Annotated in this window: 14 protein-coding genes; 9 read left to right on the top strand and 5 right to left on the bottom strand. The window is 36.1% G+C overall.

The features are described from left to right. The first annotated feature begins 17 nt into the window (after window positions 1-17). From MWU65_RS06885 to MWU65_RS06860, 6 genes are all read left to right on the top strand, one after another. Window positions 18-1,367, top strand: a complete 1,350-nt coding sequence (locus tag MWU65_RS06885; protein WP_247076459.1) for a Gfo/Idh/MocA family oxidoreductase — start codon at window positions 18-20, stop codon at window positions 1,365-1,367. Window positions 1,368-1,448: 81 nt separating this feature from the next. Continuing rightward, a complete protein-coding gene (locus tag MWU65_RS06880; protein WP_247076458.1) occupies window positions 1,449-3,167 on the top strand; it encodes a GMC family oxidoreductase in 1,719 nt (572 codons plus the stop codon). A gap of 4 nt (window positions 3,168-3,171) precedes the next feature. Next, window positions 3,172-3,879, top strand: a complete 708-nt coding sequence (locus MWU65_RS06875; RefSeq protein ID WP_247076457.1) for a gluconate 2-dehydrogenase subunit 3 family protein — start codon at window positions 3,172-3,174, stop codon at window positions 3,877-3,879. Between the two features lie 92 nt (window positions 3,880-3,971). Continuing rightward, window positions 3,972-5,615 (top strand): sulfatase, encoded by a 1,644-nt coding sequence (locus tag MWU65_RS06870; RefSeq protein ID WP_247076456.1) that lies wholly within the window; start codon window positions 3,972-3,974, stop codon window positions 5,613-5,615. Between the two features lie 17 nt (window positions 5,616-5,632). Further along, the gene (locus tag MWU65_RS06865; RefSeq protein WP_247076455.1) at window positions 5,633-6,352 is read left to right on the top strand and encodes a M15 family metallopeptidase; all 720 of its coding nucleotides are present in this window, start codon (window positions 5,633-5,635) and stop codon (window positions 6,350-6,352) included. Between the two features lie 28 nt (window positions 6,353-6,380). Beyond that, on the top strand, window positions 6,381-7,304 hold the full coding sequence (locus tag MWU65_RS06860) for an alpha/beta hydrolase (RefSeq protein WP_247076454.1): 924 nt from the start codon (window positions 6,381-6,383) through the stop codon (window positions 7,302-7,304). A 17-nt stretch (window positions 7,305-7,321) separates the two neighbouring features. On the opposite strand, the gene MWU65_RS06855 is transcribed toward MWU65_RS06860, so the two are convergent. From MWU65_RS06855 to tsaD, 5 genes are read right to left on the bottom strand one after another with little or no spacing between them, the layout of a single operon-like run. After that, a complete protein-coding gene (locus MWU65_RS06855) occupies window positions 7,322-8,500 on the bottom strand; it encodes a class I SAM-dependent methyltransferase (protein WP_247076453.1) in 1,179 nt (392 codons plus the stop codon). A gap of 7 nt (window positions 8,501-8,507) precedes the next feature. Next, entirely contained in the window at window positions 8,508-9,596 is a 1,089-nt protein-coding gene (locus MWU65_RS06850; RefSeq protein WP_247076452.1) for an AI-2E family transporter, read from the bottom strand. A 2-nt stretch (window positions 9,597-9,598) separates the two neighbouring features. Next, window positions 9,599-10,249: a DUF4159 domain-containing protein gene (locus tag MWU65_RS06845; RefSeq protein ID WP_247076451.1), complete on the bottom strand. Its 651-nt coding sequence runs from the start codon at window positions 10,247-10,249 to the stop codon at window positions 9,599-9,601. A gap of 38 nt (window positions 10,250-10,287) precedes the next feature. Then, a complete protein-coding gene (locus MWU65_RS06840; RefSeq protein ID WP_247076450.1) occupies window positions 10,288-10,995 on the bottom strand; it encodes a 16S rRNA (uracil(1498)-N(3))-methyltransferase in 708 nt (235 codons plus the stop codon). 19 nt (window positions 10,996-11,014) lie between these two features. After that, window positions 11,015-12,043: a tRNA (adenosine(37)-N6)-threonylcarbamoyltransferase complex transferase subunit TsaD gene (tsaD, locus tag MWU65_RS06835; RefSeq protein WP_247076449.1), complete on the bottom strand. Its 1,029-nt coding sequence runs from the start codon at window positions 12,041-12,043 to the stop codon at window positions 11,015-11,017. 82 nt (window positions 12,044-12,125) lie between these two features. On the opposite strand from tsaD, the gene MWU65_RS06830 reads away from it, so the two are divergent. The 3 genes from MWU65_RS06830 (at window position 12,126) to gap (ending at window position 18,697) form a co-directional block, all read left to right on the top strand. Then, window positions 12,126-16,487, top strand: coding sequence for a translocation/assembly module TamB domain-containing protein (locus MWU65_RS06830; protein ID WP_247076448.1), 4,362 nt, complete (start codon window positions 12,126-12,128; stop codon window positions 16,485-16,487). 199 nt (window positions 16,488-16,686) lie between these two features. Then, on the top strand, window positions 16,687-17,673 hold the full coding sequence (gene pfkA / locus MWU65_RS06825; protein WP_247076447.1) for a 6-phosphofructokinase: 987 nt from the start codon (window positions 16,687-16,689) through the stop codon (window positions 17,671-17,673). Between the two features lie 22 nt (window positions 17,674-17,695). Continuing rightward, complete coding sequence (gap, locus tag MWU65_RS06820) at window positions 17,696-18,697, top strand: type I glyceraldehyde-3-phosphate dehydrogenase (RefSeq protein WP_247076446.1); 1,002 nt, start codon at window positions 17,696-17,698, stop codon at window positions 18,695-18,697. Window positions 18,698-18,747 lie beyond the last annotated feature (50 nt).

The following is an 18,747-nucleotide window of genomic DNA, read 5'->3' as shown; positions in this document are numbered from 1 at the left end:
ACCAAAAAGTGAAAATTATGAAACTTTCTAACAAACCAAAAAAAGAAGAAGAAACAGCAGCAAGTTCTAGAAGAGATTTTGTAAAAAAATCTGCTTTACTAACCGGAGCAATGGTTTTACCAACCATGCAAATGAATGCTATGGTAAATATGAGCAATGGGAAAAAGCTAAAGATTGCACTTATTGGTTGTGGTGGTCGTGGAACAGGTGCCGCTAGTCAGGCTTTAAAAGCTGACGATAATGTGGAGTTGGTTGCTATGGCAGATGCTTTTGATGATAGGTTACAAGGAAGTTTCGCAACATTATCTAAAAACTTTGAAGGGCAAGGAAAAGTAAATGTTAAAGAGAAACACCAATATGTAGGTTTTGATGCTGCGGAGAAAGCTATGGATCAGGCCGATGTTGTGATTTTAACAACCCCACCAGGATTTAGACCACAGCATTTTGAATATGCTGTAAAAACAGGAAAACACGTTTTTATGGAAAAACCAGTAGCTACAGATGTTCCTGGGATTCGACGGGTTTTAGCGGCGGCTAGAGTGGCCAAAGAGAAAAACTTAAATGTAGTTGTAGGGTTACAAAGACATTACCAAAACAACTATATTGAAATAAAAAGGCGAATTGATGCTGGTGAAGTTGGTAAGATAATGTCTGGCCAAGTGTATTGGAATAGTGGTGGAGTTTGGGTAAGAGAAAGACAGCCTGGGCAAACGGAAATGGAATACCAAATGCGTAACTGGTATTATTTTAATTGGTTGTGTGGGGATCATATTTTAGAGCAACACATACACAATATAGATATTGCCAACTGGTTTGTTGGTGAAACGCCAATCTCTGCACAAGGAATGGGAGGTAGACAAATACGGACAGGAAAGGATCACGGAGAAATTTTTGATCATCATTTTGTAGAATATACTTACCCAAGTGGTGCGGTAATAGCGAGTCAATGTCGTCATCAACCTGGAACATGGAGTAAGGTAGGTGAAAACTTCCAAGGGACTAAAGGTACCGTTGAAATGAAAGATGCAGGAACCGCATACCTAAGGGGCTTAGGCGGCGAAGAGTTGTTTAAGTATAGAGGTAAAAACGACCCTAATCCGTACCAAGTGGAGCATGATAAGTTGTTTGCTTCCATACGTAATAAAGGGGTTATTGGTAATGCAGAATACGGAGCACATAGTACTATGACAGCTATTATGGGGCGTATGGCTACCTATTCCGGAAAAGTAATAAATTGGGATGAAGCTTTAAAATCGGAACTAGTTTTAGTGCCAGATAATTTAAATTGGAATTCTAATCCACCAACAATGCCCGATGCAGATGGGAATTATGAAATTCCAACGCCAGGGAAAACAATAGTAATGTAATAATTTTTTTTTGACAAGGTATAGGGAGGCCTATACCTTGTTATGTATAAATAAAACTGAATTAACTCAAACGAAACAAATATGCAGATAATAGAATCTTCAACTATGTATGATGTAATCATTGTTGGTTCTGGTGCAGGCGGAGGTATGGCAACGAAAGTGCTGTCCGAAGCAGGCCTTAAGGTAGCTGTTGTAGAAGCAGGTCCTTTTTTCGATCCCAAAGATCCCAAGCAACAAACACAATTTAAATGGCCCTATGAATCGCCACGAAGAGGCGCGAGTACGGTACGTGATTTTGGAGAATTTGATATGGCTTTGGGTGGCTGGGATATTAAAGGAGAACCCTATACTCAAAAGAACGGTTCTAAATTTGCTTGGTTTAGATCAAGAATGCTAGGCGGAAGAACCAATCACTGGGGGCGGATTTCATTGCGTTTTAGTGAGCGAGATTTTAAACACAGAAGCCTAGATGGCTTAGGGGAAGACTGGCCAATAGGGTATAATGATGTAAAGCCGTATTACGATAGAGTTGATAAATTAATTGGAGTTTTTGGTTCTAAAGAAGGTTTAGAAAATGAACCGGATGGTTTTTTCTTACCTGCACCAAAACCGAGATTACACGAACTTTATTATATGGATGGTGCTAAAAAATCTGGCATTCCTGTTATTCCTGCACGGATGTCTATGGTAACCAAAAAGGTGAATAAAGATCGCGGTATTTGTGTGTATTGCGGACAATGTGGTAGATCTTGTCAGTATTATGCCGATTTTTCATCAGGGAGTTGTTTAATTTTCCCTGCTCAGGCCAATGGCGGACAAATAGATTTATTTGTGAATTCTATGGTAAGGGAAGTAACCACAAATGATGAAGGTAAGGCTACCGGCGTTTTATATATCAACAAAGAAGATCGCAAAGAATACCAATTAAAAGGAAAGGTAGTGGTTATGGCTGCATCAGCTTGTAGTTCTGCCCGTATCCTTTTAAATTCTAAAAGCAAACAACATCCAGGAGGACTGGGAAATAGCAGTGGACTTATAGGAAAGTATTTACACGATTCAACAGGAGCAAGTAGAGGAGGTTTTATTCCATCCATGATGGATCGTAAAATTTACAATGAAGACGGCGTAGGTGGTATGCATGTCTATTCTCCTTGGTGGTTAGACAATAAGAAATTGGATTTCCCTAGAGGGTATCATATTGAAGTTTGGGGCGGATTAGGAATGCCTAATTACGGTTTTGGATTTAATCCAAACTCCATCAATGAGATGTTAGGTGAAGATGTAGGAGGTTACGGAGATGGCTTGCGTGATGATGTAAAACGATACTATGGATCTACCTTAGGATTTGGCGGAAGAGGAGAATCTATTGCTTTGGAAAGTAATTACTGTGAAATAGACCCTACGCAAGTAGATGAATTTGGAATTCCTGTATTGCGATTTAATTACCAATGGTCAGATCACGAGCGTTACCAAGCCAAACACATGCATGAAACCTTTGAAGAAATTATTCATAATATGGGCGGTACTGTTTTTGGAGATGCGCCAGGGAAAGAGCAAGATTATGGTTTAAATAAACCCGGAGAAATTATTCATGAGGTAGGTACTACACGGATGGGTAATGATCCAAAAAGATCTGTTGTCAATAAATTTGAACAAATGCATGATGTAGACAATGTGTTTATTGTTGACGCCGGACCTTTTGTTTCTCAAGCAGATAAAAATCCAACATGGACAATATTAGCATTGGCTTGGAGAACATCAGATTATATTGTAGAACAATTAAAACAACAAAGCATCTAAAGTTATGGATAGAAGAAAGAGTATAAAATCTATTATTCTTGGCGGTGTTGCCGGAGGATTGGCCATTAATGGTTGTAAGCCTGGAATAGATGGTGAAGCGGGTGTAACAGAGGAAATTGCAATCGATGAAAATCACTTTGGTCGTACACCAGAGGAAAAAGAACAAATAGCCAAATTACAGGCAGAACAGTTTTTTAACGAACACCAGATGTCTACCCTGCATGTTTTATGTGCATTAATATTACCTGCAAATGCAAAGTACGGTAGCGCTACCGATGCCGGTGTGCCCGACTTTATTGAGTTTATGGCTAAAGATATACCAGCCTATCAAACCCAGCTTAAAGGGGGGTTAATGTGGTTAGACCACACCAGTAATAAAGAGAACGGTGTAGAGTTTAAATCGGCTACAGAAGCGCAGCAAAAAGTAATTTTAGATGGTATTGCCTTTCCAGATAAGGAAGAACCTACCTATGAACAAAATTTCTTTTCTCTGATGCGAAATTTAACGGTAACAGGGTACTTTACCTCTAAAATGGGTATTGAAGACTTGGGGTATAAAGGAAATACAGCTAATGTATGGGACGGTGTGCCACAAGATGTATTGGATAAGCACGGTAAAGCGTATCCAAAAGATTGGGAGTCTAAATTTGTAGATCAAAGCAAGCGCCATATTATGGCAGAATGGGATGATGATATGAATTTAATAACATAAATTCTTCCGTTTACATTTGAAATACTAAATTGCCATTGGATTTTTTATCTGATGGCAATTTTGCTTATTAAGTAATAAATGATATTGTAATTATGAGGTACTTAGGATGGGTTGTGTGTTTTGGATTGAGTATTGTAAGTTGTAAGAACAACGTTCAGATAGATAAAACTGAAGCACGCCCAAATATTATTTGGCTGGTAGCAGAAGACCAATCCTCTGAATTTTTTCCAATGTACGGAGATAGTAGTATAGCGCTTCCAAATTTAGAAATGTTGGCAAAAGATGGCGTGGTTTACGATAATGCCTATGCTCCGGTACCCGTTTGCGCACCAGCACGGAGTTCTTTGATTACGGGAATGTACCCTGCGACCCTAGGAACACACAACATGAGAACCTATTCTAAGACTCCTAAGGATTATTTTGACAAATTAGGAATTACCAATTATTCCCCAATAGTTCCGGAGGGTGTTAGAATGTTTACAGAGTATCTGCGAGAAGTGGGGTATTACACTACCAATAATAGCAAGGAAGATTATAATTTTAGAGGATTAGATTCTGCTTGGGATATTTCTGGCAGTAAAGCGCAATGGACTGGACGTAAAGAAGGACAGCCCTTTTTTGCGGTATATAATTTTGGAGTTTGTCATGAGTCTGGTATTTGGAAACATACAGATAGTGAAAAATTTGTCAATAGAGATTCCATTCCTGTACCGCCTATATTTCCTCAAAATGATACGGTAATCCGGAATGATCTAGCTACAAATTACAGTAATTTAAAGCGCATGGACAACCAAATCGGGTCACTTTTAAAAGAGTTGAAAGAATCAGGAATGTATGATAATACCATTATTTTCTTTTATGGGGATCATGGTGGGCCTTTTCCACGTTATAAAAGAGCATTGTACGAAACCGGACTACGTGTACCATTAATCGTTAAGTTTTTGGGGAATAAAAAGCAAGCAGATCGTTCATCAGATTTTATAAGTTTTGTAGATTTTGCCCCTTCCGTACTCTCCTTAGCAGGAATAAAAGCACCCCAAATAATGCAAGGGATGGCTCGCTTTGGGAAGTATGAAGCTCCAAAACGGGAATATATATTTAGTACTTCCGATAGGTTTGACGGAAATGTAGATAGAATACGAGCCGTACGGTATGGAAAATACAAGTATATCCGTAACTTTAATATAAATACGAGTAATGCCTTAGATGTGGCATATAGAATGCAGATGCCTATGATGCGGCAATTAAAGAAACTACATGAGGAGAACCAATTGGATGAAAATGCTGCCAAGTGGTTTCATACACCAAAACCTGTAGAAGAATTGTATAATTTAGAGGAAGATCCATATGAGTTACATAATATGGCAGCTAGTGAAGATTTGGTAGCGACTTTGGACCATTTGAGAAGCGCTCTAGATAACTGGATGGTAGAAATCAATGATTTGGGGAACACTACAGAAAAAGAGCTCAATGCTAGGTGGTTAATCAACGGGAAAGCACCAAAACTAAACCCTATTCAATTTGAACTAAAAAATAAAGTGTATATCCTAAAGTCCGATAAAAAAGATGCTACCATAATTTGGAGGTATCCAAGCCAAAAAAATTGGAATATCTATACCCAACCATTGGCTATAGATAGTACTGTGGTTGCAAAATCTGTTCGTATTGGGTTCCAAGATAGTGATGTGGTAACCCTACAAGCACAAAACTTAAAATCCAAAAATAATACTCCTTAAAAATCACCCTAAAGCCTATGAAAACATTTTGCGGATCAATTGTAATTTTATTGTTGCTACTAGCTTGTAAGGAGCGTCCACAATCCGAAACTCTTAAACAGAGTGTTTTATCGGACAGTACAACCGTGGAAATTATAGCACCAACAGACAGCAAAACCAAACCTAAATTTAAATCCTTGTCAGGCCTAGCAGATTCCACTTTTGTGCGTTTGGCAGATTTCAGTGATGATTTTGCGTATGATATGCGCTATGCAACTAAAAATAATTTTTTAAAGGAAAAAGTGTACGATTGTGCGGAGTGTTACACCCGTGTAAAAACCGTTAAGGCGCTTTTAAAAGCAAATAAGGCTTTTATGAAGCTAGGATACCGAATTAAGTTTTTTGATTGTTACCGACCCAATTCCGTGCAGTATAAGATGTGGGCTATTGTTCCTAATCCTCAATATGTAGCCAATCCTAAAAAAGGATCCATTCACAATAAAGGAGGGGCTGTAGACATTACCTTGGAAACTTTAGAAGGTAAAGAATTAGATATGGGAACCGATTTTGATTTCTTTGGAAAAAGAGCCTATCATGATAATTTGGATTTACCAGAATCTATATTGGAGAATAGAAAGGTATTGAAGGAAACTATGGAAGAATACGGCTTTTGGTCTATTAGAACCGAGTGGTGGCATTATAATTTATCCACCGCATCTAATGATAAGGTGGCTAATTTTAAGTGGGAGTGTGAGTAAAGGAAAATTATAATCAATACATTTAAAGATGAAAAATAAAATAAACCTCCTATATGCTTGTTTGATGTTTTCTATGAACGGCATAGCTCAAAATGAAATTATACCACTTTGGCAAGGCCTAGTGCCCAATCAAAAGATCACAAAAGAGGTGGAACAAATTGTTACCAAGGATATTGTAATCGTTAGTAATGTACAAAAGCCAACCATTGAAGTTTACTTGCCTTCAAAAAACAATGCAAACGGGCAGGCGGTATTAGTTTTTCCTGGGGGTGGTTATGGTATTTTAGCCTATGACTGGGAGGGTACCGATATAGCGAAATATTTAAATTCCAAGGGTATTGCAGGTATTGTAGTTAAATACAGATTGCCAAATTCAAAATCTTTAACAGAGCGCCACACAGCTCCTTTACAAGATGCGCAACGGGCAATGCGATTGGTGCGAAGCAATGCAACAAAATGGAATATTGATGCTGACAAAATAGGAATTATCGGTTTTTCGGCAGGTGGACACTTAGCTTCTACCTTGGGTACACACTATAAGGATACCATTTATAAATCCACTGATGAAATTGATAAATTTTCTGCTAGACCAGATTTTATGGCATTATTGTACCCTGTAATAACATTTACAGATACGGTAGATATGCACAAGGGTTCTCGGAATAATTTATTGGGAGATTTAGCAAGTAATGAAAAGTTGAATACGTATTTTTCCAATGAACTGCAAGTTACAGAAGATACACCTCCCACATTTTTAGTACATGCTACCGATGATAAAGCTGTTCCGGTTGAAAATAGCTTGTTGTTTTACAAGGCGCTAAAAGCTAAAAATGTTCCGGTAGCCATGCATATTTATCCAAAGGGTGGTCATGGCTTTTCATTGGCGTTAAGAAATAAGCACCTTAGTCTTTGGTCTAGCCAGTTAACTGATTGGATGGCTACTTTGGAGTAGGGATTCGTAGAATAATTTTATAGCTTTTCACAACAAATTACAATCTTTTGATTGTTACAATCGGTAGTAAAAAACAGATAATTGCTTCCGCCATCTTTAATTTTATGTTTTTTTCGAATACTTGCAACGCTTTCAGGAAAATTTCGGGTAGTAATATTAGCCTTATGTAGCTTTAAGCCTTGTAGTCCTTTTTTGGAATAGGATAATGTTTGTTTTACTAGAAAGCGTCTTCCGGGAAACTCTAAGAGCGCATTAGAGGTGTACAAATGAGAGTGTTCATGTAATTTATGCAGCCCATATCGCTTTGCGACCGATTTAAAGGCCCCAGATTTTAAGATAGCAGCATTGGGTTCGTACACGTAAAGTTGAGGTTCGTTATACGTTATAAGGAGTTCTTTTTCATTTTCCAGGGTATAATTAAAATGTACTGTTTCTGTTTTTGTGAGATTGATGGTTTTAATTTGGATACTGTTCTTATAATTTTTTTCTAAAATCCAGAGCAGTTCTTTAACTTCATTGCGTACGGCAACTACGTGAATTTCTTTTACATATTGCAGGGATTTTATTCCCACAGAAAAATCGAGTAGTGGCGATGTCTTTATGAAAGCAGCATTTGATTTATTAAAAATTAATTCTAAATTTTCAGGGACATTGGGCAAACAATCTTCCAGAAAAAACACCTTGCCCTTGGCATCATTTCTTCGGGATGGATCAATATAAATCCAATCAAAAAAAAGTTCGGTTTTACGTAAATAATCGATACCGTTTTCAGGGGTCGTTTTAATGTTGTTTGCTCCCAGAATCTTGAAATTATGGGCTGCAATTTTAGAGAGGTTGTCATCAATTTCACAATGGACAACGGCAGTCATTTTTTTACTAAAAAAATAGCTATCCACTCCAAAGCCACCAGTGAGATCTAGGAGGGTGTTTTTAGTGGGGATTGATGCTTTGTAAATCGCGGTTTGTTCCGATGAGGTTTGCTCAATATTTAATTTGTTGGGGTAGTAAATATTCTTGGTCTGGAACCAAGTGGGGAGCTTGTCTCTGCATTTCTTTTTGGCTTCTATCTGTGCAACCAATTCTTTGGATAAAACAGATGCGAAAACACTCTTTTTTAGCAAAAGTGACAGGATGTCAGTGTTTAAATTTTCATTTATAAATTGTTGTACCCCAGTATTTAGTATATTGTTATTCAAAGTTAAACTATAAATTTTTAGTAACGGACCTTACAATTTTGTTTTCTGCAAAAAATTCCTTTAAAATCACCTTAATCGCGGTATAACCGGGTACGGCAATAATCATTCCAGTAACACCAAAAAGCAAACCTCCAATAATGATAACAAGAAAAATTTCAAGGGGGTGTGACTTTACACTGCTTGAAAAAATAAAGGGTTGGGAGAAGAAATTATCAACCAATTGTCCAATTGTAAAACCAATCATCACATAGATGGTTTTTGGTAAAATAACGGCACTAAAATCGGCTCCTAAATTACTGGTCATAGAGAGTGTAATCATCAATATCCCACCAATGATTGGACCCACGTAAGGGATAAGATTTAATAGGGCGCATAGGAAGGCAATTACGATGGCATTTTCAATGCCAAACATAAGTAATACTACGGTGTAAATTACAAACAAAATTAAGATCTGAAATACTAATCCAACAAAGTAGCGCGAGAGTAAGTTGCCAATGGTATCCATGGATTTTTTTAACCTGCTTTCTTTGTTTTCGGGAACCAAAACCATGATACCATCTTCAAACAGTTTGCTGTCTTTTAAAAAGAAAAAAGTAATAAAAAGAATTGAAAATAGGCCAATACTTAAGCTGCCTAAAATACCGACAATGGAATTTAGAAAATCTGGAATAAATTTAAAATCCAAGCTGCTAAAAATTGTAGATGACTTCAGATTGGATTCAATGTCATAGGTGCTGAATCCAAAATATTGGATAACTTGCGTGTAAAGGTTTTCTAGATTGGCTTGTAATTGATCTATATTTAATAGTGATAAGTTATGACCTTGTTGAACAATTAAAGGAATAAAGAGCGCTATAATGCCTCCAATGATACTAATTAGGAATAGCATTGTGGTTATCACGGCTATTGTATTGTTAAACTTTAATTTATTTCGTAAAAAGAGTACAATAGGTCTTCCAATTAACGAAGCTATGGCCGCTATAGAAATGTAGACAAGAACAGAGCTTATTTTAAATAGAAAATACCCGAGTAGCACAACACCGGCAATTACAGCTATTGCCCGTAATATTCCGTCTGCAATGGTTTTTGCTTTCATAGTTAGTTATTGAATACGTATTGTATGATATTGGCACCCATTTGTAAGGCTTTTTCTCTTACTTCAGGCGGATCATTATGAACCTCAGGATCTTCCCAACCATCACCTAAATCACTTTCAAAAGTAAATAGCAATACTAACCTGTTGTGGTGTGTTATTCCTAAGGCTTGCGGCCTTTTTCCGTCGTGTTCATGAATTTTTGGTAGACCATTAGCAAACTTGTATTTCTGGTTAAAAATAGGGTGGTTGCTCCCTAGTTCTTCCAGTTTTTTGTCAGGAAATAGTTTAAGGAGTTCCTTTCGTAGGTAAGGTTCCATTCCATAATTGTCATCTATATGTAAAAAACCACCGGCTAGTAAGTATGTTTTTAGGTTTTCCGCTTCGTCCTCTGAGAAATGTACATTGCCGTGTCCTGTCATGTGTATAAAGGGATATTGAAAAATAGTAACCTTGTCTACTTCCACTGTTTCCGGTTTGGCTTTTATTGTTGTGTTTAGGTTTGCATTGCAAAACTGAATTAAGTTTGGCAAGGCAGTTGGATTGGAATACCAATCGCCCCCGCCATTGTATTTTAAAACAGCAATTTCTTGACCGTTTATAGCTGTGTGGAAGCTAAAAACGATTGCTAAAATAAAGAAACCTAATCTGTTCATAGTATCAAATGTAATGATTAGACGTCATATCTAAAAAATTAGCCGTTATTTATCATAGCAACTGTAGTACAAGCTACAATAGCCGCAGTTTCTGTGCGCAATCTGTTTTTACCCAAGGAAACGGGTATAAAGCCTTTCTCATAGGCTAATTTTATTTCTGTCGATGAAAAATCACCTTCTGGGCCAATAAGTACGGTAACATCTTTATCAGGGGCCACCCGCCTTTTTAATTCCGCTTTTTCTTCCTCTTCACAATGTGCAATAAATAGGAGTTCGCGCTGTTCTTTTTTCATGAAGTCTGAAAAGGAAATAGGGTCGTTTAGTAGTGGTAGGTAGGCTTGCAGAGATTGTTTCATTGCAGATTGAATCACTTTTTGCAAGCGTTCCATTTTTAATACTTTACGTTCTGAATGATCACAAATAATAGGCGTAATCTCATTGACTCCTATTTCCGTGGCCTTCTCTAAAAACCATTCAAACCTATCGTTCATTTTGGTTGGTGCCACGACCAGATGTAAGTGGTGCATGGGTTTGTGTTTTTTCTGTTTAGAAATAATCTTAACCTTACATTTTTTTAAGTCGGCAATCATTACTTCAGCAGCATAAATATACCCTTTACCATTGGTAATGTAAAGTGTGTCGCCTTCTGTTTTTCGCAAAACTTTTACGATGTGTTTGCTTTCTTCGGTAGGAAATACAAATTGAGAGATACTGTTATCTATTGTGCTGTTGTAAAATAGTTGCATAAATATGTTTTATTCTAATTTATTCGTTAATGACGTACCTAGCTTTGGCCGTTACATCTTGTTCAGAAAATATCCCTTCTTTGTATTTTAAATAACCTACAATGCCAATCATAGCAGCATTGTCAGTGCAAAACTCAAAGGGAGGAATATAGGTTTTCCAACCGTGCTTCTTTTCGGCCTCCTTTAATACATTGCGAATCCCTGAATTTGCAGATACACCCCCGCCAATGGCTATTTGTTTTACACCTGTTTGTGCTACCGCTTTTTTTAATTTATCAAGTAAGATTTTAATAATTGTATATTGTATAGAGGCGCATATGTCATTTAAATTTTCCGATATGAAATTCGGATTTTTTAATGTTTCACGCTGAATAAAATATAAAATACTCGTTTTTAATCCACTAAAACTAAAGTTTAAGTCGCCCACCTTAGGCTTTGGAAAAAGGAAGGCTTTTGGGTTTCCCAGTTGCGCATATTTATCTATTAAAGGACCACCAGGGTATGGAAGACCAAGAATTTTAGCGCTTTTGTCAAAAGCTTCGCCTACGGCATCATCTATGGTCTGCCCTAATATTTCCATATCAAAATAATTTTTAACTAGGACTATTTGGGTGTGTCCACCACTAATGGTCATTGCTAAAAACGGAAATACAGGCATACTGTTGGTTGTATTGTCTATAAAATGGGCCAAGATATGTGCCTGCATATGATTCACTTCTATTAGCGGGATATGAAGTCCTAAGGCTAACGATTTGGCAAACGACGTACCTACTAATAAGGATCCCATTAATCCAGGTCCTCTCGTAAAAGCAATTGCAGATAGATCTTTTTTATCGATCTTTGCTTTCGCTAAGGCTTGGTGAACCACAGGGACTATATTTTGTTGATGTGCCCTTGATGCTAATTCAGGCACAACGCCTCCAAATTCTTCGTGAATTTTTTGCGTAGCAACAACATTGCTGAGCATTTTATTGTTGTGTAAAACGGCCGCAGAAGTATCATCACAAGAAGATTCTATCGCAAGTATGTAAATATTGTTTTTTTCCACGTATTTTTGGAATAAAAATTGAAGTAACAAAGGTAAAACATAAAGGGTTATCAAAAAACTATTTAAAATACTACTAAGGATATTGCTAGTTTTAGTACTGCTCTGTCTCATTGCGACTTTTATTTTTTCCTTGTCATCGGTGCAAACACGTTTGGCTAATTATGCTACAGATACGATAAACACTGAGTTTGGAACAAATCTTAAAATTGATAAGTTAAAAATTTCCCTAATTTCTTGGAATACCTCTGCCAAAGGAATTTTTGCAGAAGATGAAAAAAAAGACACACTATTTTATATTGGAGATTTAACTACTTCAATCCTAAGTGTAAATAACCTTATAAAGGGGCAGTTAGAATTTGGAGATATAGCTATAGAAAATCTTCATTTAAAGTTAAAAACCTACCAAGGAGAAGATCAGTCTAATTTAGAAATATTTATAGATAAATTAGATGACCGTAAACCAAGAGAAGAAGGTAGACCTATGTTTAAACTTGTCTCTTCTAATGTGCGTATAAAGGAGAGTAGATTTCAATTGATTAATGAAAATCTAGAGAAATCAAATCTATTGGATTTTACGAACTTAGAAATTGCATCGCAAGATTTTCAAATTTTAGGACCGGATGTAGCTACAAAAATTAAAGAGTTGTCTTTTAAGAGTAGAAGAGGGCCGTTTGTAGAGCAATTGCAAACAGATTTCAAGTATTCAAGAACTCAAATGAGATTTGATTCGCTTTCTATTAAGACTGCGGCTTCTAATATTAAAGGTAATCTTGTTTTTGATTACGAACGTATCGATTTTAAGGATTTTATAAACAAGGTTAAGATTGATGCTAATTTTGAAGACTCTAATGTAGCCTTGGATGATATTAATATGTTGTACAATGAGTTTGGAAAAGGGAAAGTCGTCAATTTATCTTCGCAAGTTAGTGGTGTTTTAAACGATTTAAACACTACAAAATTGATGTTGTTTTCTGATGATACGGGGGTTCGAGGGGATTTTAATTTTAAAAACCTTTTTTCTAAAGAGAAGCCATTTGTCATTGAAGCCGATATGAAAAATGTCACCACTAGTTATTTTCAATTGAGATCGTTGTTGCCAAATATCTTGGGGAATGTTTTGCCGTCATCTTTTTCAAAACTTGGGCAATTTACGATAAGAGGAAATGCATCCATAACAGAGGCTTTAATAGGCGCTAAAATCAATATTAATACAGCCATAGGAAGTAGTTATGCAGATATTCAAATATCAGATATTAACAATATTGACAACTCCTCTTACCACGGATTTGTTTCCTTGATAGACTTTGATTTATCAAATTTACTTGGCAATCCTAATTTTGGTAAAGCAACGGTAGATATAAATGTAGATGGAAAAGGGTTTGTGTTGCGAAAAATGAATACGGAGATTACGGGAGAAGTGTATAGTATTCAATTTAATGGATATGAATACAAAGACATAAAAGTTATCTCTGGTACCTTAAAAGAACAATTTTTTGATGGAGCACTAATTAGTAATGATGAAAATTTAAAACTCAGCTTTAAAGGGCTAGCTGATTTTTCAGACAATGAAAACACCTTCGATTTTATTGCATCTGTAGATCATGCAGATTTTAATGCCCTTAATTTTATTAATGACAGTGTTTCTGTTTTTAAGGGGAATATTACTATGGATATTACTGGCAATACCCTAGATAATATTGTTGGGGCTATCAATTTTACAGAAACGAGTTATCAGAATAAAAACGACACCTATTATTTTGAGGATTTTAAAGTGGCATCGGAATTTGAAAACGATACCGTTCGGAAAATAACAATAAATTCCCCAGATATTATTACGGGGCATTTAACAGGGAATTTTAAAGTGAACGAGTTGGGGAAACTTATTCAAAACTCTATTGGTAGTGTTTACACCAACTATAAACCGTATGAAATATCGAGCGGACAGCGTGTAGACTTCAAGTTTAATATTTACAATAAGATTGTAGATGTGTTTTTTCCACAAGTTATCTTTGGTGCGGATACATTTATAAGAGGAAGCATTGTAGCAGATGAAGGAGATTTTAAGCTCACCTTTAAATCTCCGGGAATAGAAGCTTACGGAAATAAACTAGATGTTATCGATGTTAAAATTGACAACAAGAACCCTTTGTTTAACACCTTTATCTCTGTAGATGATGCTACGACAAATTTTTATGATGTAAAGAAGTTTCAATTGATAAATACAAAACTGAAAGACACTTTGTTTTTTAGAACTGAATTTGCGGGTGGTCGAGGCTATGATGATAGTTACTTTTTAAATTTTTACCACACCTTCAATGAAGAAAATAAATCTGTAATTGGATTAAAACGTTCTAATATTATCCTTAAAGGAAACGAATGGGTTATTAATAAAAGAAAAAACAAGAAAAATAAAGTTATAATTAATAAGACGTTAGACTCCATAGATATACAAGAAATAGTAATGAATAATGGGGTAGGTGAGCAAATTAAACTTAGCGGTAAACTCATAGATTCTACCTATAAGGATTTATTGTTAGAGTTTAATATTGTTTCCTTAGGGAAAATCACTCCAGATATTAAAAACCTAAAATTAGAAGGAGAAGTAAATGGCACCCTTAATATATACCAGGAAAACGGTAAATATTTACCCTCTAGTAATCTCACAATGACAGACTTTGCCGTGAATAATGTTAGGTTGGGCAACTTGGGTGTAGAAATAGTAGGGAATGATGATTTGTCTAGTTTTGAAGTAGAAACACATCTAAAAAACAATGGCGTAGATCGCTTTAGTGTTTTTGGAAACATTTACAATAAGGATAATATTCAAACAGCAGATTTGGACATTAAGTTTGATGACTTTTTGTTAGATCCTTTTTCTGCCATTGGAGAAGGGGTGATTACCAATATTAGGGGAGTTATTAATGGAGAAGCCAAGGTCACGGAGAATCTATCTAATCCGGATATTACGGGAAAATTACTATTAAACAAGGCGGGCTTAGCGATAGATTATCTAAAGGTGGATTATAATTTTTCGGATAATTCCGTAGTAAACCTTTACAAGCAGACCTTTCATTTTGAGGAAATACAATTAACAGACACTTCCGCTAAAACCGAAGCCACCTTAGATGGTTCTATTAGTCATCACGGATTTTCTACTTGGGATTTGGATCTAAATGTAGATACAAAAAACGACCGTTTTTTAATTTTAAATACAGGGTTTAGCGAAGAGAGTTTATATTATGGAACGGGGTATTTAAACGGTACAGGAAGAATTTTTGGTTCAACCAAGGCGCTTACCATCAATGTTATAGGGGCTACTGCAAGGGGGACTTCTCTAAAAATCCCACTTAGTGATGTGGCAACGGTTGGCGATTATTCGTTTATAAATTTTGTAACCTCAGAAGATTTAAACCAGGATACGAATAGAGTACTCAATGAATATGAGGGATTAGAATTAATTTTTGATTTGGATGTAACTCCAGAAGCAGAAGTAGAAATTGTGATAGATCCAAGTACAAAAAGTTCTTTAAAAGGCACTGGAGGTGGTACTATTTTAATGGAGATAAATACCAATGGAAAATTTAATATGTACGGTGAATTTGCAACGGCAACTGGGGAGTATAATTATAAATATGGCGGTATTATTAATCGTAAGTTTACGGTAGAACCGGGGGGAACCATTGTTTGGAATGGGTCACCATTAGCTGCAACCGTAAATATGAAGGCTATTTATTCTTTAGAGGCTAACCCTGCACCATTATTAGATAATACACAGTATACAAGCAGGATACCAGTAGATGTAGTTGTGAGTTTAGAAGGGCAATTGGAAAAACCCAATATCGAATTTGGAATTCAATTTCCGGGAGCAGGATCTATTGTAAAGTCGGAATTGCAATACCGATTACAAGATCCTAATTTTGCGGATAAAAATGCATTTTTTCTGTTGGGACAAGGAACGTTTGTCAATGAGAATACCGGGCTTAATGCACAGGCACTGAGTAGTAATTTAACGCAAACAGCATCTAGTTTATTGAATTCGGTCTTTAATAGTAATAATGATAATTTAGATTTGGGAATTATCTATGAACAAGGAAATTTAAATCCAAATTCAATTCAGACCGAAAATAGATTTGGGGTTACCGTTTCTACCAAATTAGGCGATAAAGTTCTGTTTAATGGAGAGTTTGGTGTTCCAGTAGGTGGCGTAGGCGAAACGGTTGTTGCGGGCGATATGGAGGTACAGGTAATTTTAAACGAAGAAGGCACACTTAGTGCAAAAGTATTTAACAGAGAAAATGAAATTCAACAATTTTTGGCAGATCACCAAGGATATACCCAAGGTGTTGGACTTTCATATCAAGTAGATTTTGATACCTTTAAGGAGTTGATGTCTAAAATTTTCAGAAAAAAAGAAAAGCGACAGGGCGTAGAAAGTAATTTGTAGTTCAATTCAGGTCAATTTTTTTTAGGCTACTTTGGAATTAATTTTCCCTTCCCAATCGCATTAAAATTAGCGTTTTTAGTGTGCTTTTTGAAAAACTTATTAACGAAAACGTTTGAAGTTTCTCGGATACTGAAATTAAAGTATCATACGATTAATATATTAAAATAAGTTTCCTAGTTTTACTTTTATAAAATAATAAATGAACTCAAACATTAAAAAAATAGCCGTATTTACTTCTGGTGGTGACTCTCCAGGGATGAATGCAGCAATAAGATCTGTAGTACGTACTTGTGCCTATTTAAAAATAGATTGTGTAGGTATCTACAGAGGATTTCAGGGGATGATTGAAGGCGATTTTAAGCCTATGGATGCTCGTAGCGTCAATAATATCATAAATAAAGGAGGTACAGTCCTTAAATCGGCTCGATGTGAAGACTTTAGAACCCCGGAAGGACGTAAAAAAGCCCATGAGCAATTGCTTGCAGAAAAAATTGATGCCTTAGTTGTTATTGGCGGAGATGGTAGTTTTACCGGAGCAATGATCTTTAATAAAGAATTTGATTTCCCTGTTATTGGAATTCCAGGAACTATTGATAATGATATTTTTGGCACCACCTTTACCTTAGGTTTTGATACAGCCTTAAATACAGTGGTAGAAGCCATAGATAAAATTAGAGATACCGCCAGTTCACACAACAGACTTTTCTTTGTAGAAGTTATGGGTAGGGATGTTGGGCATATCGCTTTAAATGCTGGAGTAGGAGCAGGTGCTGAAGTCATTTTAATTCCCGAAGAAAACTTAGGCTTAGAGCGTTTGTTAGATTCCTTGAAGCGAAGTAAAAAATCAGGAAAATCTTCTAGTATTGTAATCGTTGCGGAAGGCGATAAATCCGGTAAAAATGTTTTTGAATTGAAAGAATATGTAGAGGAACATTTACCTATATACGACGTACGTGTGTCTGTTTTAGGCCACATGCAGCGTGGAGGTTCACCATCGTGCTATGACCGGGTGTTAGCCAGTAGAATGGGCGTAAAAGCAGTGGAAGCCTTGTTGGATGGAAAAAGCAATCTAATGGTGGGTATTGCAGACAATACAATAACCCTAACGCCCATAGAGCAGGCTATAAAAGGCCATACAAAAATTGATAAAGAACTCATTAGAGTTTCAGAGATAATGTCAACATAAATTAATATAAAAAAAAGAAAAAATGTCAAATTTAAAAATTGGAATCAACGGATTTGGAAGAATTGGAAGGTTGGTTTTCAGAACAACAATAAAAAGAGGAGATGTAGATGTAGTGGCTATTAACGACTTGTTAGACGTTGATCACTTAGCATACCTATTAAAATACGATTCAGTTCACGGAAATTTTGACGGTACGGTTGAAGTAAAAGATGGACATTTAGTAGTAAATGGAAAAACAGTTAGAATTACAGCAGAAAGAGATCCTAAAAATATTAAGTGGGATGCTGTAGGTGCAGAAATTGTTGCAGAATGTACTGGTATTTTTACAACCTTAGAAACAGCCCAATATCATATTGATGGTGGTGCTAGAAAGGTAGTTATTTCAGCTCCTTCTAAAGATGCTCCAATGTTTGTTATGGGTGTAAACCATAAAGATGTTAAAGGATCAGATACCATAGTTTCTAATGCATCTTGTACAACAAACTGTTTGGCTCCTATGGCCAAAGTGTTAAACGACAATTTTGGAATTGAAGAAGCATTAATGACAACGGTACACGCTACAACAGCAACGCAAATGACTGTTGATGGTCCTTCTAGAAAAGACTGGAGAGGTGGTAGAAGTGCATTGTTAAACATTATACCAGCATCTACGGGTGCAGCTGTAGCTGTAACTAAGGTTATTCCGGCATTAAAAGGGAAATTAACTGGGATGGCATTTAGAGTGCCTACTGCAGATGTTTCTGTTGTAGATTTAACGGTTCGATTAGAAAAAGAAACTTCTTACGAAGCGATTAAGAAAGCATTTAAAGATGCTTCAGAAGGTGAATTAAAAGGTATTTTAGGATACACTGAAGAAGCTTTAGTTTCTCAGGATTTCATTGGAGATGCAAGAACAAGTATTTTTGATGCTGGTGCAGGAATAGAGTTAAACTCTAAATTCTTCAAATTAATTTGCTGGTATGATAATGAAGCAGGTTTCTCTAATAAAATGGTAGATCTAACACAATACGTGGCTAGTTTATAATCATTTTTATTCTATATATTGTATCCTGAAAATCGGTGAATACTGCTTTT

It is taken from the genome of Cellulophaga sp. F20128 (assembly GCF_023015805.1).
Taxonomy (GTDB): domain Bacteria; phylum Bacteroidota; class Bacteroidia; order Flavobacteriales; family Flavobacteriaceae; genus Cellulophaga.
The sequence above is the reverse complement of the archived record's forward strand: the minus strand, read 5'-3'. Positions and strand labels throughout refer to the sequence as shown.